The organism is Pseudoalteromonas sp. ABV4_021, from assembly GCF_056159365.1.
The window spans coordinates 1,066,823-1,087,275 of sequence record NZ_JBSWVB010000001.1 but is presented as its reverse complement, the minus strand read 5'-3'; the positions used below and the strand labels follow the sequence as shown (position 1 = coordinate 1,087,275).

At 42.4% G+C, this 20,453-nt stretch carries 21 protein-coding genes and 7 tRNA genes; 8 read left to right on the top strand and 20 right to left on the bottom strand.

Translation table 11 applies throughout. The features are described from left to right. The first annotated feature begins 78 nt into the window (after nucleotides 1-78). Entirely contained in the window at nucleotides 79-606 is a 528-nt protein-coding gene (locus ACXAFE_RS05160; RefSeq protein ID WP_475149531.1) for a prepilin-type N-terminal cleavage/methylation domain-containing protein, read from the top strand. 33 nt (nucleotides 607-639) lie between these two features. Here the strand turns inward: ACXAFE_RS05160 and ACXAFE_RS05155 are convergent, their stop codons facing one another. The 9 genes from ACXAFE_RS05155 to dnaQ all read right to left on the bottom strand — a co-directional run bounded on the left by ACXAFE_RS05155 (nucleotide 640) and on the right by dnaQ (nucleotide 3,963). Further along, the gene (locus tag ACXAFE_RS05155) at nucleotides 640-906 is read right to left on the bottom strand and encodes a hypothetical protein (protein WP_475149528.1); all 267 of its coding nucleotides are present in this window, start codon (nucleotides 904-906) and stop codon (nucleotides 640-642) included. A gap of 276 nt (nucleotides 907-1,182) precedes the next feature. Next, a tRNA-Asp gene (locus ACXAFE_RS05150) sits at nucleotides 1,183-1,259 on the bottom strand. A 22-nt stretch (nucleotides 1,260-1,281) separates the two neighbouring features. Further along, nucleotides 1,282-1,358: transfer RNA gene (locus tag ACXAFE_RS05145), tRNA-Asp, on the bottom strand. Between the two features lie 28 nt (nucleotides 1,359-1,386). Continuing rightward, nucleotides 1,387-1,463, bottom strand: a tRNA-Asp gene (locus ACXAFE_RS05140). A 35-nt stretch (nucleotides 1,464-1,498) separates the two neighbouring features. Next, nucleotides 1,499-1,575, bottom strand: a tRNA-Asp gene (locus ACXAFE_RS05135). A gap of 31 nt (nucleotides 1,576-1,606) precedes the next feature. Continuing rightward, nucleotides 1,607-1,683: transfer RNA gene (locus ACXAFE_RS05130), tRNA-Asp, on the bottom strand. Nucleotides 1,684-1,706: 23 nt separating this feature from the next. Next, nucleotides 1,707-1,783: transfer RNA gene (locus ACXAFE_RS05125), tRNA-Asp, on the bottom strand. 123 nt (nucleotides 1,784-1,906) lie between these two features. Beyond that, a complete protein-coding gene (locus ACXAFE_RS05120) occupies nucleotides 1,907-3,247 on the bottom strand; it encodes a TIGR03503 family protein (RefSeq protein WP_475149526.1) in 1,341 nt (446 codons plus the stop codon). Beyond that, on the bottom strand, nucleotides 3,247-3,963 hold the full coding sequence (dnaQ, locus tag ACXAFE_RS05115; RefSeq protein ID WP_475149524.1) for a DNA polymerase III subunit epsilon: 717 nt from the start codon (nucleotides 3,961-3,963) through the stop codon (nucleotides 3,247-3,249). The genes ACXAFE_RS05120 and dnaQ overlap by 1 nt, the downstream gene beginning before the upstream one ends. 62 nt (nucleotides 3,964-4,025) lie before the next feature. On the opposite strand from dnaQ, the gene rnhA reads away from it, so the two are divergent. Both rnhA and ACXAFE_RS05105 read left to right on the top strand, forming a co-directional pair. Continuing rightward, entirely contained in the window at nucleotides 4,026-4,496 is a 471-nt protein-coding gene (rnhA, locus tag ACXAFE_RS05110; protein WP_475149518.1) for a ribonuclease HI, read from the top strand. Nucleotides 4,497-4,557: 61 nt separating this feature from the next. Further along, complete coding sequence (locus ACXAFE_RS05105) at nucleotides 4,558-5,412, top strand: MBL fold metallo-hydrolase (RefSeq protein WP_475149516.1); 855 nt, start codon at nucleotides 4,558-4,560, stop codon at nucleotides 5,410-5,412. Here the strand turns inward: ACXAFE_RS05105 and ACXAFE_RS05100 are convergent. Beyond that, nucleotides 5,405-6,175: a class I SAM-dependent methyltransferase gene (locus ACXAFE_RS05100; protein ID WP_475149514.1), complete on the bottom strand. Its 771-nt coding sequence runs from the start codon at nucleotides 6,173-6,175 to the stop codon at nucleotides 5,405-5,407. The two genes, ACXAFE_RS05105 and ACXAFE_RS05100, sit on opposite strands and share 8 nt — an antisense overlap. 60 nt (nucleotides 6,176-6,235) lie before the next feature. Here ACXAFE_RS05100 and gloB point away from each other — a divergent pair, with 60 nt between their 5' ends. Both gloB and ACXAFE_RS05090 read left to right on the top strand, forming a co-directional pair. Then, a complete protein-coding gene (gene gloB / locus ACXAFE_RS05095) occupies nucleotides 6,236-7,000 on the top strand; it encodes a hydroxyacylglutathione hydrolase (protein WP_475149510.1) in 765 nt (254 codons plus the stop codon). A 99-nt stretch (nucleotides 7,001-7,099) separates the two neighbouring features. Continuing rightward, nucleotides 7,100-8,668, top strand: a complete 1,569-nt coding sequence (locus tag ACXAFE_RS05090) for a LysM peptidoglycan-binding domain-containing protein (protein ID WP_475149507.1) — start codon at nucleotides 7,100-7,102, stop codon at nucleotides 8,666-8,668. A 69-nt stretch (nucleotides 8,669-8,737) separates the two neighbouring features. Here ACXAFE_RS05090 and queE read toward each other — a convergent pair whose 3' ends face one another. Beyond that, the gene (queE, locus tag ACXAFE_RS05085; RefSeq protein ID WP_105170624.1) at nucleotides 8,738-9,403 is read right to left on the bottom strand and encodes a 7-carboxy-7-deazaguanine synthase QueE; all 666 of its coding nucleotides are present in this window, start codon (nucleotides 9,401-9,403) and stop codon (nucleotides 8,738-8,740) included. A gap of 98 nt (nucleotides 9,404-9,501) precedes the next feature. Here queE and queC point away from each other — a divergent pair, with 98 nt between their 5' ends. Continuing rightward, nucleotides 9,502-10,164, top strand: coding sequence for a 7-cyano-7-deazaguanine synthase QueC (gene queC, locus ACXAFE_RS05080; RefSeq protein WP_010560474.1), 663 nt, complete (start codon nucleotides 9,502-9,504; stop codon nucleotides 10,162-10,164). A 241-nt stretch (nucleotides 10,165-10,405) separates the two neighbouring features. Beyond that, nucleotides 10,406-11,842 (top strand): YfcC family protein, encoded by a 1,437-nt coding sequence (locus ACXAFE_RS05075; RefSeq protein WP_054978403.1) that lies wholly within the window; start codon nucleotides 10,406-10,408, stop codon nucleotides 11,840-11,842. A 54-nt stretch (nucleotides 11,843-11,896) separates the two neighbouring features. On the opposite strand, the gene ACXAFE_RS05070 is transcribed toward ACXAFE_RS05075, so the two are convergent. The 8 genes from ACXAFE_RS05070 to rlmE form a co-directional block, all read right to left on the bottom strand. Then, nucleotides 11,897-12,442 (bottom strand): GNAT family N-acetyltransferase, encoded by a 546-nt coding sequence (locus tag ACXAFE_RS05070; protein WP_475149497.1) that lies wholly within the window; start codon nucleotides 12,440-12,442, stop codon nucleotides 11,897-11,899. A 197-nt stretch (nucleotides 12,443-12,639) separates the two neighbouring features. Then, a tRNA-Leu gene (locus ACXAFE_RS05065) sits at nucleotides 12,640-12,726 on the bottom strand. A gap of 14 nt (nucleotides 12,727-12,740) precedes the next feature. Then, nucleotides 12,741-13,097 carry a preprotein translocase subunit SecG gene (gene secG, locus ACXAFE_RS05060; protein WP_475149493.1) on the bottom strand — a complete coding sequence of 119 codons (357 nt, stop codon included), beginning with the start codon at nucleotides 13,095-13,097 and terminating at the stop codon, nucleotides 12,741-12,743. Between the two features lie 2 nt (nucleotides 13,098-13,099). Then, a complete protein-coding gene (gene tpiA, locus ACXAFE_RS05055; protein ID WP_475149491.1) occupies nucleotides 13,100-13,849 on the bottom strand; it encodes a triose-phosphate isomerase in 750 nt (249 codons plus the stop codon). 62 nt (nucleotides 13,850-13,911) lie between these two features. Next, nucleotides 13,912-15,270, bottom strand: coding sequence for a phosphoglucosamine mutase (gene glmM, locus ACXAFE_RS05050; RefSeq protein ID WP_475149488.1), 1,359 nt, complete (start codon nucleotides 15,268-15,270; stop codon nucleotides 13,912-13,914). After that, on the bottom strand, nucleotides 15,260-16,108 hold the full coding sequence (gene folP, locus ACXAFE_RS05045) for a dihydropteroate synthase (protein ID WP_475149481.1): 849 nt from the start codon (nucleotides 16,106-16,108) through the stop codon (nucleotides 15,260-15,262). Before folP ends, glmM begins: the two co-directional genes overlap by 11 nt. 50 nt (nucleotides 16,109-16,158) lie before the next feature. Beyond that, nucleotides 16,159-18,117: an ATP-dependent zinc metalloprotease FtsH gene (gene ftsH / locus ACXAFE_RS05040; RefSeq protein ID WP_010560483.1), complete on the bottom strand. Its 1,959-nt coding sequence runs from the start codon at nucleotides 18,115-18,117 to the stop codon at nucleotides 16,159-16,161. A 67-nt stretch (nucleotides 18,118-18,184) separates the two neighbouring features. Beyond that, the gene (gene rlmE / locus ACXAFE_RS05035) at nucleotides 18,185-18,814 is read right to left on the bottom strand and encodes a 23S rRNA (uridine(2552)-2'-O)-methyltransferase RlmE (protein WP_010560484.1); all 630 of its coding nucleotides are present in this window, start codon (nucleotides 18,812-18,814) and stop codon (nucleotides 18,185-18,187) included. Nucleotides 18,815-18,900: 86 nt separating this feature from the next. On the opposite strand from rlmE, the gene yhbY reads away from it, so the two are divergent. After that, nucleotides 18,901-19,197: a ribosome assembly RNA-binding protein YhbY gene (gene yhbY, locus ACXAFE_RS05030; protein ID WP_010560485.1), complete on the top strand. Its 297-nt coding sequence runs from the start codon at nucleotides 18,901-18,903 to the stop codon at nucleotides 19,195-19,197. A gap of 35 nt (nucleotides 19,198-19,232) precedes the next feature. Here the strand turns inward: yhbY and ACXAFE_RS05025 are convergent, their stop codons facing one another. Continuing rightward, a complete protein-coding gene (locus ACXAFE_RS05025) occupies nucleotides 19,233-20,384 on the bottom strand; it encodes a serine hydrolase domain-containing protein (protein ID WP_475149477.1) in 1,152 nt (383 codons plus the stop codon). Nucleotides 20,385-20,453 lie beyond the last annotated feature (69 nt).

The following is a 20,453-nucleotide window of genomic DNA, read 5'->3' as shown; positions in this document are numbered from 1 at the left end:
CACTTATAGTCAAAGACTTATGATTGGCTATACTATAAACTACCAGAAAATATCACAGTAATCAGAGGCAATACACCAATGAAAAAACATGGCTTTACACTTATTGAACTGATTATTGTGATTGTTATTTTAGGCCTACTTGCAGTCGTTGCAGCACCTAAATTCTTAAACTTGCAGCAAGCGTCACGCATTAGTGTGTTAGAAGCAACAGCCGCTTCAATGAAAGCCACCGCAGAACAAGTTCGCGCGAAAGCGTTAGTGCAAGATGTTAAAAATGGGAATGTTCAGCTCGATGAACTTGGCATTAGTGTACTGGTGTACAACGGCTATGTTGAAGGATACTGGAATGGCGCTTGGCGTTACATTTTAAACATTGGCAAAGAAATTCCATTTACATCAGCAAGCGCTGTATGCACGGCAAATAGTTTATGCGGCGTGGGTAGGCAACAAACTGCACCAGGCTTTCCTCTTGCGACAAACGGTGCACAAGGGCTTATTTTAATTTGGCCAGAAGGATTACGCCTTAGTGACGAATGCTATGCTTTTTATTACAACCAAGAAGATGGCACAACGCCAAACACAGGGGTTGTCACAACTGGGTGTTAGAAGCCAACAATTTGTTGGCTTACAGTAAGAAAGTTAGTTTTTTTCGTTGCCGAAGCACTGTTTTAAACTAAACAGCATACCTTTTTTCAAACCATCGACATACAAACTCGTGCGCAGCGTGCCCTCTGCATTTTCACCACGCATAATACCACCAGCGGTATACTTAAAAAGTGCATCATTGCCTTTTACCTTTTGGCATAGCTCACGTTCTTTCACTTGGTAGCCGACAGCAAATCCCCAAGGCCACATTGCTGCCATCAACCCGACAACAATTACCCCTGATATAACAACCTTTTTCATTACTTTCTTTCCAAAAAATTTTGCCATAGCGTAAAAGTAGAATGCTGAATATTGGATTAATTAATCACAAAGTATTGCGGTAAGTAGTTGTGAGATACTGAATTTATCTCAAAAATAAGTCAGAGATTTAAGCGCAATATAAAAAGCGTAGCGCTAAGCGAATGAAATTATGAAGAGCAGTTATGCTGAAATAAAGTAATAGATTACTGATTTAAAAAAGAAAAATTTAGAATGAAAGCGTAAAGCTTATCGTCATAAAAAAGGGGGATTATAAAATGGCGGAGTGGACGGGACTCGAACCCGCGACCCCCGGCGTGACAGGCCGGTATTCTAACCAACTGAACTACCACTCCGCATCGGGGAGAAATTTGCTAATGGCGGAGTGGACGGGACTCGAACCCGCGACCCCCGGCGTGACAGGCCGGTATTCTAACCAACTGAACTACCACTCCGCTGAGCAAATTTTTAAATGATATAAGATGGCGGAGTGGACGGGACTCGAACCCGCGACCCCCGGCGTGACAGGCCGGTATTCTAACCAACTGAACTACCACTCCGCAGCGTATATCATTTTAAATTGTTTTATTCCTAATGGCGGAGTGGACGGGACTCGAACCCGCGACCCCCGGCGTGACAGGCCGGTATTCTAACCAACTGAACTACCACTCCGCGAAGGAATAATGGCTACTCTTTAAATTAATGGCGGAGTGGACGGGACTCGAACCCGCGACCCCCGGCGTGACAGGCCGGTATTCTAACCAACTGAACTACCACTCCTAAAGAGTAACATTTGAAATAATTGGCGGAGTGGACGGGACTCGAACCCGCGACCCCCGGCGTGACAGGCCGGTATTCTAACCAACTGAACTACCACTCCGCATCATTTCAAACCTGTCATGACTCACTTTCGATTTGACTCTCAGTGCTCCTTGACAGCGGCGTGAATAATACGAATCACCCCTTTAAGAGTCAATAGTTTTTTTGCTTTTTTCTCGCTTTTTTACTCATCTGGCAACGAAAGGTTCAAAATTTCATCTGAACTGTCTGATTTCTGCTCAGAACCCGCTACTTTTTGTTCTTCTTGGCCTTTTTTGTTTTTCTTCAATTTGTTCATCAAGCCACCTAATAACGGTTTTTTCTGAATAAGTACACGGATCACAATAAAGCCAATTAAGATAATGAACACATTACCCACCACAGCCCAGATGATAATTTGCTCAACATCAAGTTCTGGCTCTGGTGGCAGTTCCGGCTCTTGGTTTATTTCAGGTAGAGTAGGTACTGGTTGTTCAGGTACAGCTTCAATCGGTTTATCAATTTCAAACTCTTGTTTATCGATTTTAGCGACAAATTCACGCCCATTTATATTGCTACCAAATAAGGTAAGTTCGACTTCATAAACACCCCAGTCATAATTAACGAGTTTTAATTCTCGTACACCTTTATCTTGGGCTTCAAGATTAAAAGCTTGCGTCTCGCCATTAGGGTAAAAAATTGTACCTTGATAAATCAGTGATTCGGGCTGTACTTTCTCGGTATTCACATTAAGCGTAAGCTGATGATGCTCTTCGCCCTCGCCCGCTTCGCTAAACTCAAAGGTAATAGGAGCGTTTTCGATAATAATGGAATCTTTTACCAAACTGCGTCTTAATATTGGCGTGCGTACTTCGTATTCAGGCTGCCATTCACCAGAGGCAAAATTAAGCGCAAACTCACCGGTAAATACACCATCGCCCGGTCTTTCATCATAGCCTTTACCATCATCTAATAGCTCTGCAATAGGTACCGGCTTTGCGCCAAAATTAAGGTAGTCCTTATTATTCGTGCTAACAAAATCGACATTTAACGTCACTAAATCACGAAACAACCCTTCTTCAATAGGTTTGCCGCCATTTGTTAAGCGACCCGTTACCTTAATCGTTTCACCTTTAAATAATAGTGGTGGCAGCGGATCTACATGTAATTCAATATCACTTAAAATCATTAATTTGCTGTCGGGTAGGATTTTTCCGATGGCTTGCCATGGACCTGGCATTGGCTTTTTAATTTTTATAATGTCGTAGGTTTCGTCATCAAACCATTCAATGTTCATATCACCCAGCGAGGTAGTCGCATAAATTTTACTACCGTCGGGTCTGACAAGAATGACTGCTGGTGTGCCTTTTTGTCGAAAGAAGAGTAACGTGATTTCATCAACCTGATAGTCAATACGAAAACGGTTGTCGAAAATCTTCAGTTCATTTTGTTCGCTATTGCGCTGAATTACGTCTAATTCAGTCTGCTGCGCAAAGCTATTCGAAATCAAAAATAAACTAAAAAACCCTAACAACCATTTTTTCATTATGCGTCCTCAGTAAGCCAAAGGCAGTGGCCACCTTTATCATTAACCAAATTTAAGCGCTCTAAATGTGCCGCTTGTTCTTCGTTATCGGCAAATACGACGTTTAGTCGAGGTCTATCTGGCGAAAGTCGGCGAATACCTTTGCTGTTATCACCACTTTGCCCTTCTTTATTAGCAAGGTTAAGGCTTACTTGACCACCTGTCATGCCTAAATACACATCAGCCAATATCTCGGAATCGAGTAATGCGCCGTGCAGTGTACGTTTTGAGTTATCTATATCGTAGCGGCGACATAAGGCATCGAGGTTGTTTTTTTGCCCCGGGTGTAAATCACGCGCCATCGCAAGGGTATCGAGTACTTGGCAAACGTCGTGGGTTTTGGGGTAGTTTTGTCTAAGTAGAGCAAACTCATGATCCATAAAGCCAACGTCGAACGCCGCATTATGAATGACCAGCTCACCGCCTTTGATGTAATCTAAAAACTCTGCCGCAACATCGCGAAACTTAGGTTTACCCGCAAGAAACTCACGTGTAATACCGTGTACAAAGATAGCCTCGTCTTCAATATCCCGCTCTGGATCAATATAAACGTGAAAGTTATTTCCGGTGAGCCTACGGTTTACTAATTCAACACAGCCGATTTCAATAATGCGGTGCCCTTGCTTAGGGTCGATACCCGTTGTTTCAGTATCCAGTACTATTTGCCTGTGAGCCATATCGCCAAATCACAAATTTTGTTATGTTAATAACTTCATTCTACATAATTTAAAGGCAAACTGTGCAAAAAAACGTAGAGATTTTTACTGATGGTTCATGTCTGGGCAACCCAGGTCCAGGTGGCTATGGCACCCTACTTCGCTACAAAGGTCATGAAAAAGAATTGAGTCAAGGTTATACCTTAACTACAAATAATCGCATGGAACTGCTCGCAGCGATTATTGGCTTGGAGTCATTAAAAGAGCCCTGTCAGGTTATTCTCACTACCGATAGTCAATATGTGAAACAAGGTATTGAATCTTGGCTTGCCAACTGGAAAAAGCGCGGCTGGAAAACCGCCAGCAAGCAAGATGTAAAAAATAAAGATTTATGGCAACGCCTTGATGCTGCCAATTCAAAGCACGAAGTTGAGTGGCGCTGGGTGAAAGGTCATGCCGGACATACAGAAAACGAACGAGTGGATGATTTAGCAAGAGAAGCAGCAGAAAGTAGCGATTTGCTCGAAGATACTGGATTCGTTGCGCAAAGCTAGATCTCTTTATTACTCTATGATATATCTTATTCCATATTTGATATATCCAGTTTTTGCTAGTATGAATGTAACCATTGAAAGTTTCTTTCACAAACAGTCTTCAACCATTAGTTATGTGGTATATGATAACCGTAGCTTAAAAGCCATGGTTATCGATGCCGCTGTTGATTTTGATATTGCGTCGGGCAACGTCAGGTACCAGTTTGCTGATTCGATTATTCATTATATTGATAGCCACCACTTAGATGTTGATTGGATTTTAGAAACACACGCCCATGCAGATCATTTATCTGCCGCGCAATACCTCAAGCAAAAACTCGGTGCAAAAGTGGCAACAGGCAAGCACATTACGCAGGTGCAACAACATTTTAATAAGGTATTTAACTTCGATATTCCAACCGATGGCAGCCAATTCTGCCATTTATTCGACGATGGCGAAGTGTTTTATTTAGGTGAAGAAGCAGTTACAGTGATGTTTACACCAGGACACACGCCTGACAGCGTTACCTATATTGTCGATGGCAGTGCATTTGTTGGTGATACGCTGTTTATGCCAGATAGCGGCACGGCGCGTTGTGATTTCCCAGGCGGTGATGCCAGCCAACTGTATCATTCAATTCAACGCATTTTTGAGCTTGGTAACGATACCCATTTATATATGTGCCACGATTATCAACCAAATGGTCGCGAAGTGAGTGTTGTTACCAGTGTTGAGGCGCAAAAACAGTATAATGTGCACTTAAAGCATGGCATTACCCAACACGATTATGTGAAAACCCGCGAATCGCGAGATGCCGATTTAGCGGTACCCAAATTGATTCACCCTTCAATTCAAGTAAATATCAATGCAGGGCATTTTCCCGAAGCCGAAGCCAATGGCACCACTTACTTAAAAATACCGCTTAGCTTTACTTAGATTCACGTTTTGAGCTAATAGAAGCATTTCGAGGAGTGCTTCTAAGCCCTACGCCTCTTACCGCAGGATTAAATTGCGGACGAGCATGCCATTTTGGTTTAATCGGCGTTAATGGCGCAACACGTTTTCTTGCCACAATCACGTATACACTGCCCGTCGGTTTCAAATAATGTTGGCAAAACGATTGCCACGCTGAAAAACGCGATAACCGCTTACCACGAGCAAGCGATGAGTAAATCGCTCGCTCTTCAAATACCACTTCGAACCCTAATAAATGTAACCAGTCTTTTACTCGTGCGGGGGTAAAAAAGCGCCCACTCCAAGGTAGTTTTTGCTTGGCAAAAGGCAGTATTCTCGCCAAACCACAAAAACTAAGCGGGTTGAATCCACTAAGCACTAGATAGCCGCCTGGCATTAATACTCGATGCACTTCTCGTAAGCAGTGGTGTGGGTCGGTTAAATACTCCAAGCCATGACTTAATATGCAGCCATCGACTGTTTGCTCCGAAAAAGGTAATTCATCAATGTGCGCTCTTACTCCGGCTTTACTCGAGTTTGCGACATTTACTTGGTGTTTAATAACACATGCAGAGGTATCTAACTCAGCGCTCAGCTCACCTATTTTGAGCAAGTGATAGCCAAAAATTCGGTTTAACCAAGGCGTGAAGATTTGCTCGATTTCTTGTTTTAAGTATTCGCCATGAGGAAAATCGTACCAAGAATGGGGTTGAATGGTATTTTGTAAACTTAGCGCTGGTTTCAAGTCTTTGCCTCGTTATAATGAGAGATAGCCTACAGAGTAAACATAACAGAGCAAGTGAATATGGTACAAGTAATTCCCATTCCCGCGTTTAACGACAATTACATTTGGGCATTGGTTAATCAAGACAATAAACAGCTTTATGTGGTTGACCCAGGTGACGCGGAACCCGTTTTAGCGTTTTGCCGCGAGCACACATTTTCGCTAACAGGTATCTTAATTACCCATCATCATTGGGACCACACTAACGGGGTTGAAAAGCTGGTTACGAAGTTTAGTGGTTTACCCGTTTACGGCCCGAGCAACAGCCCTTTTGACGGCATTACCCATAAACTTGAAGATGACGCAGTTATAACTCTGGATGAATTACAATTAACATTAGCAATTATGCATGTACCGGGACATACCCTTGATCATATTGCGTATTATAATGAAAACATGATTTTTTGTGGAGATACACTTTTTAATGGTGGATGTGGTCGATTATTTGAAGGCACGCCATCACAAATGCTCACATCGCTTTTACGTATCGCAGCCCTGCCCGATTCAACACAGGTTTATTGCACCCATGAATATACGCGTGCCAACCTAGATTTTGCTACATATATCGAGCCAGACAATCATTCGCTTGTTGCCTACCGCGATGAACTTGCCACCCATAGTGATATTTCGTTGCCTACCACAATAGAACAACAAAGGGCGATAAACCCATTTTTACGTACACATGAACATAATGTAAGAACCAGTGTGTTAGCTAAAAGTTCAGTTACCGAGATAAATGATGTCAGTGTTTTTGCCGCCTTAAGGGAACTAAAGGACAATTATTAAATCTATTTATCAATTAATGATAAAAATAAATGAAATTGGCAATTTTTAGCCAAGATCGGTATTATTCGGCGTTCCGTTTTAACTCGGTATTTTGTATTAATGACTTATAAGCAAATAATTGCCCTAAGCGCCAGTGTGTGGCTTGTGGGCTGTCAAACGACAAATCAATCTCAATCAGATACAGCTGAACCTAACTACAAAGTGGCCAGCTCACAAGACGTATATGATGCATTAACAGTGCTTGCACTTGCGGAAGAAGAGCAAGAAGTCATTGAACAAATCCCAGAATTTAATGATGTATGGGAACGCATTCGCTACCAGCTTTCGATTCCTGTGCCGCAAAACCGTGCCGTAGTTGCCGAGCGTAACTACTATGCAAAACACCAAAAATACTTAGATCGTATCGCCACACGAGGCACTCCCTACCTTCACTATATTGTGGAAGAAGTAGAAAAGCGTCAGATCCCTATTGAAATTGCGCTATTACCAATTGTTGAAAGCGCATTTGATCCATTTGGCTACTCGCATCGCAGTGCTTCTGGAATTTGGCAGTTTATGCCAGCCACAGGTGAACGCTTTGGCCTAAAGCAGAATTGGTGGTACGACGGTCGCCGAGACATTACCGAGTCTACTCGCGCTGCACTTGAATATTTAACGTATTTACACAAAACACTTGATGGTGATTGGCTAAATGCAATCGCTGCCTATAATTCAGGTGAAGGTCGAGTATTACGTGCGATTAAAAAGAACCGTAAAAAGCAGTTACCAACTGATTTTTGGTCGCTTGATTTACCGCGAGAAACAACCCAATATGTACCTAAACTGCTAGCGCTATCAGACTTACTTGCACGCTCAGACGAGTTTAAAGTAACGTGGAAAAAAATAGATAATAAGCCTGCGGTTGAATTGGTTAACACTGGCGGTCAAATTGACTTAGCAAAAGCCGCTGAAATGGCCGACATTCCAGTGACTGAAATGTATAAGTTAAACCCCGCATTTAACCGCTGGGCAACCGATCCAACCGGTCCGCATAAGCTACTTGTGCCTGCAGACAAAGCTTATGGCTTCAAAGCGCATCTTGCCAAAATGGATGCTAAAGATCGCATTCGTTGGCAGCAATACACAGTAAAATCAGGTGATAGCCTATCAAAGATCGCCAAGCAATTTGATACCAGCACGACTAGCATCAAAACGCTAAACAAGTTGAGCAACAACACTATTCGCGTTGGTCAACAGCTGTTTGTGCCATTAAGTAATGGCCAAATAGACAATAACTTATTAAGCGGCCCAATGCGTATTGCAGCTAACAACAAAGCAAACCGCAAAACGACACACACAGTCGTTAGTGGTGATAGCCTTTGGAAAATTGGTCGCAAATATAAAGTATCAACCAAAGACTTAATGAAGTGGAACAACTTACGCAAAAACGCGACCTTGCGTCTTGGCCAGCAGTTAACGGTTTATCAAAAAACCAGTTCAACCTTAGCGGGTAATGTGACCGAACGCACCATTACCTACAAAGTGCGCAAAGGTGATTCGTTAGCGCGCATTGCGGGTTTATATAAAGTGTCAGTATCGGACATTATGAAATGGAATGGCATTGCCAAGAATGAATACATTCAACCTGGACAAAAGCTAAAACTAAAAGTGGATGTAAAAACAGGTTAACACCAAGCAAGCATATTAAAAAAGGCGCTATTGAGCGCCTTTTTTGTGTCGTGCGTTAGCTAATTGAAGTTAAGCAATACCGATATATTTATGCACTTGTACCGATAAGCGCCAGTTTTTAGCCTTGCACACTTCAATCGCTAAGCGCGTTGCCTTTGCCTTTTGGCTAATAGGCTGTAAATAAACGAGTTCTGGCGTATGCCCTGCTTCAGCAAACAGCTCTTCTAACTCTTCAACATGGCGCATCATCGCAACTGGATGCTTAATCTCGTTAGCACGTTGCATGGCGCTTTTAAGTACCTTATATCCACCACGCATATTAATTTTTGGTGATACCGTTACCCACGTTGTTGCTGGCGCTAAAATCTCAAATGTACCGCTGGTTTCAATTTGCGTAGAAAACCCGTTTTCATGAAGTAATTCACAAAGTGGGTTTAAATCGTACATGCATGGCTCACCACCAGTGATCACAATATGCTTTGCTTGATATTGCTTGTCGCGAATTAGCGCAAGAATTTGTTCTGCGGTGCAATTAGCAAAATAATCCGAGTCAGCTTTCTTTTCAACTGTGTCAGAGAGATCAACTAAATAAGTATCGTCCGTATGCCATGTTTGCTTAGTGTCGCACCAAGCACATCCCACAGGACACCCTTGCAAGCGAATAAATATAGATGGGCAACCTGTGTAACTTGCCTCACCTTGAATGGTTTCGAATACTTCGTTAATTTTGTACAACGTACGCCTCTAATTACTGCTAGATTTGTCTTCAAGGTCACGAAGGTGTAGACTATCGCGCCCGCAAAAACCGCTATTATAGCTAAAGTGAGAGAAATATGTCGCAAAAAGTTGTTGTAATTTACTCTGGTGGAATGGATTCATATACCGTTTTAAATAAAGCCATTCGCCAAGGTTATGAAGTGTATGCACTTTCGTTTGATTACGGCCAGCGTCATGTTAAAGAATTAAAAGTCGCAGCAGACGTATGTGCGGAATTAAACATTTCTCATAAGGTTGTTGATATTTCGGCAATCAATCAGTTAATTGGTGGCTCATCGCTGACTGACGATATTGACGTACCGGAAGGTCACTACGAAGAAGAAAGCATGAAATCAACTGTGGTACCAAACCGCAATATGATTTTATTATCACTTGCTGTTGGCTATGCAGTTTCACTTAAAGCCAACAAGGTATTTTACGGCGCCCACTCAGGCGACCATGCAATTTATCCAGACTGCCGCCCTGAATTTGTACAAAAAATGGATGATGTGTGCCGCATCGCTAACTACGAAGAAATTGAAATAGTTAGCCCATACTTAAATAATACTAAAATTGAGATTTTAACCGACGGTTTAAATATGGGCCTCGATTACAGTAAGACATGGACTTGCTACAACGGTCGAGAAAAAGCCTGCGGTAAATGCGGCGCTTGCCAAGAGCGTTTAGAAGCGTTTGAGCTAAACCAAGCAAGCGATCCGCTACCATATGAAGCAAATTAACTAAAACCTGTTAGTTAACGTACATTAAAAGCACCAAATGGTGCTTTTTTGTTTTACCCTCTCCGTTCGCAAAACTCATTTTTATTGCTGTTATGCACCTTAAAAACTAAAGCCACATTTGTACTCCACGCATAAGTTACACTCTTTCGCGATAAGCCATTCTAATTTGTTTACAATCCCCTCTTTTTAAGCACCGAAATTACGAATAAACTATTGGCCTTTCCCACAACTGGATTTATTTATGCCTAAGACATTGAAAGTACCTCATACGCTGGTTTTGCTACTAGCGATGATGTTTGTCGCTTATCTTGCTACTTGGATTGTACCCCAAGGTTTTTTTGATACCGTAGAAACAGCAAATGGCCGCCAAGCCGTTGTGCCTGGCACTTATCAAGTTGCCACTGAAAGTCACTACCTTACGCCGTGGGACTTTCTAACGGCAATTCCACGTGCATTTGCCGCTGCACAGGATGTTATCTTTTTTGTATTAATTGTGGGCGGTGTGCTCGCAATCGCGCGTGCTACAGGCACAGTAGATGCGTTAATTGGCCGTTTATTAGAAAAACATGGCGATAAGCCGCAAAAACTTATTTTTGCCGTAGTCTTTTGTTTTGCCCTTGCTTCGAGTGCAATTGGTACCGCAGGTGAGTACATTCCATTTGTACTTATTTTAGTGGCATTATGTAAAGCCATGCGCCTTGATGCGATGACGGCTGTCGGTATGATTGTTGCCGGCTATGGCATCGGTTATGGCGTATCTGCATTTAATCCATTTACTGTATTAATCGCCCAACAAATTGCCGAAGTACCAGTGTATTCAGGTTTATGGTTACGTTTAGCGATTTTCGTGCCATTCGTATTAATTGGCTTTCATCATGTATGGTCATACACCAAACAAGTACAAGCAGATCCCTCTCGCTCGTTGATGGCAGGTATTCCTTGCCCATTAGAAGGCAAAGAAACCCATGACTATCCAAAACTTAATCGTCGCCACCAATTGGTACTACTTAGCTTTATCGCGACATTGGTAATTGCGGTTTGGGGTATTGCCACAAAAGGCTGGTACTTATATGAACTTGGCGGCTTATTTGTTGCTTGGGGCCTGGTTATTACTGTATTAGGTAAACTTGATGCAAATACCGCTGCTAACAAATTTATTGAGGGTACCTCTGATTTAGTAACTACTGCAATTTTGATTGGTGTTGCACGCGGTATCGCACTTATTTTAGACGACGGTAAAATTCTGCACAGCCTAGTGTACGGTATGAGTTTACCGCTTTCTTACGTGAGCGCAGAAATATCAGCAGTTGGTATGCTTGTTATTCAAACTCTGTTAAATACCTTTATTCCATCGGGTTCAGGTCAAGCGTACGTTACTATGCCGCTAATGGCGCCTCTTGGTGATTTAGTAGGTGTACCACGCCAAGTTGCGGTACTTGCGTATCAATTTGGCGACGGCTTCTCAAATATGATTATTCCAACCAATGCGGTATTAATGGGGATCATCGGTATGGCCGGTGTACCTTATGGTCAGTGGTTTAAGTTCTGCTTACCGTTATTGGTGAAACTAATGATTGCAGCCTCTGTAGTACTAATCGCTGCCACCTTCTTTGGCTATGGCTTAGATGTGCAACCGCAAATTGCTGGAATTGAAAGCCAAGTTACAACGAATAGCTGATTCTATTACAAGCACAAAAAAGCCACCGAAGACGGTGGCTTTTTTGTAACACATCTATTTACAGAGCTTAGCTAATAGCTGCTCTTTTACATTTGGCCATTCAGTATTAATAATAGAATACACCACGGTATCTCTAATACTGCCGTCTTTTAGAATTTGATGGTTACGTAAAATGCCATCTTGTTTTGCACCTAGACGCTCTATTGCGGCTCTGGAAGCATCATTTTTAACATGCGTGCGAAGTTCCACTGCTATTGCCTTACTTTGTTCAAACAGCTGTGTTAATAGCAAATATTTACATTCTGTATTGACTGCTGTTCGCCTCACAGAATTTGCATACCACGTGTAACCAATTAACGCGCGTTTATTTTTACTATCAACAGCATAGTAACGTGTCGTACCAACAATTTGATTGCTCTCTTTATGGCGCACAGCGTACGCAATATTGCCTTTTTCCATCTGACTAATCGCCGCAGCAACATATTGTTCCATGCTTTCTGGCGTTGGTACATTAGCAAACCATAACTTCCAGTACTCACCGTCGTTAACCGCTTCAATAAGCGCCTCAACATGGGTAAGGCATAGGGGCTCTAGAACCACGTGTTAACCTTCAATAACCTGTTTTTTAATCCACATCGTTTATCTTTCTTATTATTACTAATTTAATATTTTCCAAAAAGAACAGCATAAGCAACTGAAAACAGTTTATTTTTGCGAACAAGAATATCGTGCTCTTTCAAAAGCCATACAAAATTTTGGCATAAAAAAACCCAAGCGTTAGCTTGGGTTTTAAATCATGGTGCGGATGGAGGGACTTGAACCCTCACGTGATTGCTCACACAGCGACCTCAACGCTGCCTGTCTACCAATTCCAGCACATCCGCAAAGATGTTATTTATTAGTTTGGAACGTCGTTGCTTTTGTCTTGTGAAGCAGGAACGTCTTTATCTTTTGGTTCAGCAACTACAGTTGTTGCAGCAGAAGCATCTGATGATAAATCTGACCACTCGTCAGTTTGTTTAATTTGACCTGCTGTTAAGTTACCTAGCACGATGCTTAAAATAAAAAACACTGTTGCTAAAGTGGTTGTTGTTTTTGTCATAAAGTTACCAGCACCACTTGAACCAAAAACGGTTCCAGACGCACCAGCACCAAATGATGAACCCATATCAGCACCTTTACCTTGCTGGATTAATACAAACCCAATTAAAGCAAGTGCGACGATAAGATAAACTACTAATAAAATTTCGTACATTGTTAGCCATTTCCTTTTGCGCTATTACAGATGGTTGCAAAGCTATTAGCTTTAAGGCTTGCTCCGCCTATTAGCCCACCATCAATATCTGGTTGCGCAAATAATTGTTCGCTATTGTTCTCGTTAACACTACCGCCGTAAAGCAGTTGTATTTTTGCAGCTAACTCGCTGTTAAGTTCAGCCAGCTTGCTACGGATAAATTTGTGCACAGCTTGTGCTTGTTCAGGCGATGCAGTTTTACCTGTGCCTATTGCCCAAACGGGCTCGTATGCTATCACACTATTAGCAAGTGCATCTACACCTAATTTGCTAATAATCGCATCAATTTGCTGCCAAACAACTTGTTCGGTCAATTCTTGTTCACGTTCTTGTTCACTTTCACCAACACATAGGATTGGTGTTAACTTGTTTTCTTGCGCTTTTGCAAATTTTGCAGCAACTGTTTCGTTACTTTCACCGTAAATTGCTCGTCTTTCTGAGTGACCAACTAAGGTGTAATTTGCACCTAGAGCGTGAATCAATTGGGCGTCAACTTCGCCAGTAAATGCACCGGCATTATTTTCTGACACTGTTTGAGCGCCTGCTTTCAAACCTGCATCTAAAGCAGATTTAATTAAAGGGAATGGCGGGAAAACTAAAATATCAACATCAGAGGTATCAATTTTCGTGATTACTTCGGCAAGTTCAGATACAAGCTCAAGTGAGCCATTCATTTTCCAGTTGCCTGCAACCATAGGTTTGCGTTGTGCCATTGCTTACTCCAATTTAGAAAGCGAGCAGGATGTTATCCTGACTCGCTAAAAGTTACAAGAAGTTATTGTGCGTTTTCGAGTTGTTTGCTTATAGATTCAACAACATCAGCAATTTTCTTTGAGAAATCGAAGACTTGCTTCTCTTTTTCTGCTTCAACCATAACGCGGATCACAGGCTCTGTGCCTGATTTACGAATAAGTACACGGCCTTTGTCACCCAGTTGCTGTTCAACTTCAGTAATCACAGATTTAACATCGCTGCTTGCAAGCGGTTCAGTACCTTTTGCATAGCGCACATTAATCATATTCATTGGGTACTTTGTGAAGCCTTGCCCTAAATCTTCAAGTGTTTGATTACTCTCGACCATGGCTGCAAGCACTTGTAAGCTAGATATAATACCGTCACCCGTTGAGATGCGGTCAAGATTTAGAATGTGGCCCGAGCTTTCACCACCAATTTTCCAACCTTTTTGCTTTAATAGCTCTAGCACATAGCGGTCGCCCACTTTCGAGCGTTCGAATTCAACGCCGAGTGACTTAAGCGCATTTTCAAGACCCATGTTAGACATTACAGTACCAACAACACCGCCGCCAAGTTCACCTTTCTGGAACGCGTATTTCGCAATGATATAAACAATGTCATCACCGTCAAATACACGGCCTTTATGGTCAACCATCATTACACGATCACCATCACCATCGTAGGCAATACCTACGTCAGCTTTTACTTCAAGCACTTTTTGGATCATGGTATCAACATGGGTTGCACCGCATTTTGCGTTGATATTTAAACCATTTGGCTCACACGCCACTTTAATTACTTCAGCACCCAGCTCGCGCATAACATCGGGTGCAATGTGATACGTTGCACCATTGGCACAATCAACCACAATACGTAATCCTTCAAGAGATAAAGCACTTGGGAATTGGCTTTTACAGTATTCGATATAACGTCCAGCGGCAGTATCAAGACGCTTTGCTTTACCGAGCGATTCTGAAGAAACGCACGTCATTTCTTCATCCATCATGGCTTCGATTTCAAGCTCTAACGCATCATCTAACTTAGTGCCTTGCGATGAGAAAAATTTAATACCGTTATCTTGATAAGGGTTGTGAGAGGCACTAATAACGATACCCGCTTCACCGCGGAATGTTTGTGTTAAATACGCGATTGCAGGCGTTGGCATTGGCCCTAATAAAATAACATCAATGCCAGCTGCTACTAAACCCGCTTCCAGCGATGTTTCAAGAAGATAGCCCGAAATACGTGTATCTTTACCAATAATCACTTTTTTAGTGCCCGCTTTAGACAGCACTTTACCTGCTGCCCAACCTAGCTTTAATGCAAATTCTGGGGTGATTGGGAACTGCCCTACCTCACCACGTACACCATCGGTGCCGAAATATTTTCTATTGCTCATTTGTAATTCCTTGTTCACAGGCCTGCCATACATTAAGTGCATCGGCGGTTTCTGTAACATCGTGTACTCGAATAATCTTAGCGCCCTTTTGCGCGGCGATAAGCGCGCCCGCAACTGAGCCAGCTAAACGCTGATCTACATCGCGCCCTAATAAATTACCAATCATCGACTTGCGCGATAAGCCAGCAAGTACTTCACACCCCATCATTTTAAACTCGTCTATGTATTTTAAAATATGGTAGTTGTGTGCAAGGGTTTTACCAAAACCAAAGCCAGGATCAAGAATGATTTTATCGCGCGAAATACCTGCAGCTTCGCAAGCAGCTATACGCTCAACAAAGAACTGTTTAATATCAGTTATCACATCATCGTAATGAGGATTTGATTGCATGGTACGCGGTTGCCCTTGCATATGCATTAAGCACACCGGCACGCCCAACTCAGCAGTTGTCGCCAAGGCATTGGGTTCTTGCAGTGCACGAACATCGTTAATAATATCAGCGCCCGCGTTCACCGCCTGACGCATTACCTCTGCTTTGCTGGTATCGATGGAAATGAGACAATCTGACTTTTTGCGGATCGCCTCTATAACTGGAATAACGCGCGCAAGCTCTTCTTCTAATGCAACATCAGGTGCACCAGGACGTGTTGATTCGCCACCAATATCAATAATGGTCGCGCCATTTTCAAGCATCGCCAAAGCACAAATGACAGCGCTGTCGATTTGTTGATAACTGCCGCCATCAGAAAAAGAGTCTGGGGTAAGGTTAAGTATTCCCATTATATGGGTTTGGCTTAGGTCAAGTACCTTGCCGTTTGGTAAATTGATAGTAGACATAGAAATGTAGATTTAAAAAAACCCCGAATTGCTCGGGGTTTTTAGGGTTGTTAGTTTACCGATGGTTGGTCGGTGTCATCAAGTTTATTTTCAGGTTTTTTCTCTGTATCAACCTGTTTTTCTGCTTGAGGTTCTTTGTCGCCAGTGGCTGTTGCGCCAGCACTTGGCTTGTCATCGTCTTTACGATCATGTGCATCACGTGGTGGGCGCACTTCGCGACGTGCCATTAGGTCATCAATTTGCGCAGCATCAATCGTTTCATACTTCATTAGCGCGTCTTTCATTGCGTGAAGGATATCCATATTTTCTTTTAGAATATCCTCAGCGCGCTGATAGTTGCGGTCTGAGAAGTCACGTACTTCTGCATCAATCAGCTTAGCCGTTTCACCAGACATGCTCTTGTTCTGCGTTTGACTACGACCCATGAAAACTTCGCCTTGATCTTCTGAATAAAGAAGCGGACCTAGTTTTTCACTTAAACCCCATTGCGTAACCATTTTGTGTGCAATATCAGTCGCACGTTCAATATCGTTACTCGCACCTGTGGTCACTTTATCTGCGCCATAGATGAGTTCTTCAGCAATACGACCACCGTAAAGGCTTGAAATCATCGACTCTAAATGTTGCTTAGAATGACTTACACGGTCTTGCTCTGGTAAATACATAGTTACACCAAGTGCACGACCACGCGGGATAATTGATACCTTATAAACAGGGTCATGCTCAGGCACTAAACGCCCAACAATAGCGTGACCAGCTTCGTGGTATGCCGTCATTTCTTTTTCTTGCTCGCTCATAACCATTGATTTGCGCTCTGCGCCCATCATGATTTTATCTTTTGCAGCGTCAAACTCGGCCATGCTAACAACACGCTTATTACCACGCGCAGCAAAAAGAGCAGCTTCATTCACTAGGTTAGCAAGATCTGCACCTGAGAAGCCCGGTGTACCACGTGCTATTAGTGCTGGCTCTACATTGTCTGCCAGAGGCACTTTGCGCATGTGTACTTTAAGGATTTGTTCACGACCGCGGATATCAGGTAAACCTACAACTACTTGACGGTCAAAACGACCTGGACGAAGTAACGCTGGGTCTAATACATCTGGACGGTTAGTTGCAGCAATTACAATAATACCTTCGTTACCTTCAAAGCCATCCATTTCAACAAGCATTTGGTTAAGTGTTTGCTCACGCTCATCGTGACCACCACCAAGACCTGCACCACGCTGACGACCTACCGCATCGATTTCATCGATGAAGATGATACAAGGCGCAGCTTTTTTAGCTTGTTCAAACATGTCACGCACACGCGATGCACCAACACCAACGAACATTTCTACGAAGTCAGAACCTGAAATTGTAAAGAATGGTACTTTTGCTTCACCTGCAACCGCTTTTGCAAGTAACGTTTTACCTGTACCTGGAGGACCTACCATTAGTACGCCTTTCGGAATACTACCGCCCAACTTTTGGAATTTTGATGGGTCACGTAAGAAATCTACTAACTCAGTAACGTCTTCTTTTGCTTCATCACAACCAGCTACATCGGCAAATGTCGTTTTAACTTGATCTTCGCTCATCAAGCGCGCTTTGCTCTTACCGAATGACATGGCACCTTTGCCGCCACCGCCTTGCATTTGACGCATGAAGAATATCCAAACACCAATAAGCAGTAACATTGGGAACCATGAAATGAAGATAGTTGCCAATAATGACTGCTCTTCCGGTTCTACACCTTCAACAATTGCACCGCTTTTGATCAGCTCGTCAACAATGTACTGATCGTGCATTGGGATAACAGTTTTAAACTGTTCACCATTTAATTTTGTGCCATATACGATGCCAGCCGTGCGATCAAACTTCGCTTCGCGCACTTGCTGTGCACGGGCATCTTTTACAAACTGCGAATATGCGAGCTGGCGGTTAGCCCCTTCGCCTGGATTGAAACTCTGGAATACCGACATTAAAACTACGGCGATTACCAACCAGAGAATTAAATTTTTAGCCATATCACTCAAGGCATTAACCTCTTGTCTTATCTAACATTGAAAAAAATATTTATCTTTAAATACTGTACTACAGTTTGTAACCTGTCGCTACTATATAAACTTCGCGAGAGCGCGCACGCGACGAATCTGGTTTACGAATTTTAACGGTCTTAAAACTATTACGTAAGTCTTTAACAAATTGATCAAATCCCTCTCCTTGGAACACTTTGACAGCAAAATTGCCGTTTGGTTTAAGTACTTGATGGCACATATCAAATGCAAGTTCGACTAAGTACATGCTACCTGCCTGATCTGTCACGTTATTTCCGCTCATATTAGGCGCCATATCCGACATGACAAGATCAACGTTCTTACCATCAATTCGTGATAACAGTGCATCCAGTACCGCTTCTTCACGAAAGTCACCTTGTAGAAATTCAACGCCAGGCAGGGGATCCATTGGTAAAATGTCACAAGATATTACTGTGCCGTTATCGCCAACCTTATCAGCCGCATATTGCGACCAACCACCTGGTGCTGCACCTAAATCCACCACGGTAAGTCCTGGGCGAATTAATTTATCTTTTTTGTCGAGCTCTTCAATTTTGAAGTAAGCGCGCGAGCGATACCCGAGTTTACGGGCTTCATTGGCATATACATCATCAAAATGCTCCTTTAACCAGCGTTTTGAACTTGCCGAATGCTTTTTATTAGCCATTAAATTCTACTCTAGAATTAGTAATATTGGATATATGGCGGTAGAATACCCTTAATTCAAGATTATTTCTGCGAAATTTACTAAATATGAAGTTATCAAACAAACAAAAGCAGTTTTTAAAAGGCGAAGCACACGCGTTAAATCCTGTTGTTCTTTTAGGTGCAAATGGTTTAACTGAAGGTGTGTTACTCGAAATTGAAAACGCACTTGGCATTCACGAGCTGATTAAAGTGAAAGTACCAACTAGTGACCGTGAAACTAAAGCACTTATTTTTGAAGCCATTGTGCGCGAAACGGGTGCTATCAAGCTACAAACAATTGGTCATATTATTGTGCTTTATAAACAAAGCGAAGATAAGAAAATCCAACTGCCAAAAGGTTAATGTAAAACATATTTTAACCTGTAAAAAAACGCGCTTTAAGCGCGTTTTTTATTGTACTGCTTTAAGGTTAAATCAAGAAAATCCGTAGTCAGCTCGTTCAAAATACCGGCTTCGGCATTTATCATCAAACTAAAGCCTAACTCTAATCTTGGAATAACCAACACATCAGCACGGTACCCTTGCACCCAACCACTGTGATAATAAATTTTCTCGCCCTTGTAGTCGTAAATGCGCCAGCCCAGTCCGTAATGAGCTTGATTTAGGTTTTTACGCCAAACTCGACGCCTTAACTCTTTTTTGGTTTTTATTTGTGGAGTACTTTGCAGCGCTAGTGATTCTTTCGATAACACACTTGGGTATTGGCCAAGCTGCGCTTTGAGCCACTGCACCATATCATCTGCACTGGCATTCACGCCTGCTGCAGGACCAACCTTATAGTAATTTGGTTTAATTTTTGTGGTGTACCAACGCTTGCGTGCCCGCACGTGTGGATGAGCATAATTGTCATCTTGCATCATGGCTTGTATTCCAAGACTCGCGTTTTTCATGTTTAACGGTTTAAACAAAAATTCATTTACCCAAGTGCTGTAATCCATCTGCGTGGATTTTTCGATTACATCACCAATTAGGCTAAACATCACATTTTGATAACCATAACAACGCCCCGGAGAACAAATCGGTTCTACTTCTGCAAGCTTGTTTTTAATTTTGTCATAAGGCATGCGTGATTCTATAAGATTGTCATACGCATTGGGTACCAGGCCACTGCTATGACTTAATAAATGCGACACCCGCAGCTTTTTATCACGATTGTGGAAATGAAAATCCGGCAGATATTTCGTCACCGTATCGTCAAGCTTTAACTGCCCTTCACTAGCAAGCTTTGCAGCCAAAGATCCTGCAAATGTTTTTGATACCGACGCTAAACGAAAGCGTGTACTGGTGTTAATAGGTTTACCGCTAATGCGTTTGGTTTTGCCATAGCCATAGGCAAACTCCCCCGCATCTACTTTTACAACTGACAGTGCCGCACCTGGGATCCCTTTTTTTCTTAATTTAGATACCATGGTGTTCTTGTAACCTTTAACAAACCGGTCAAAATCAACCTGTTCGTTTGCGTTATCAAGACTATCCGCAACTGAAAAACAACTAAAACTCAAAAATGTTGAGAAAAACAAAAACCGCATATATATCGCTATTCTCGGAATAAATACGCACATAGTTTAACAAGCCAATAACAAGGATGCAGGCAAAAC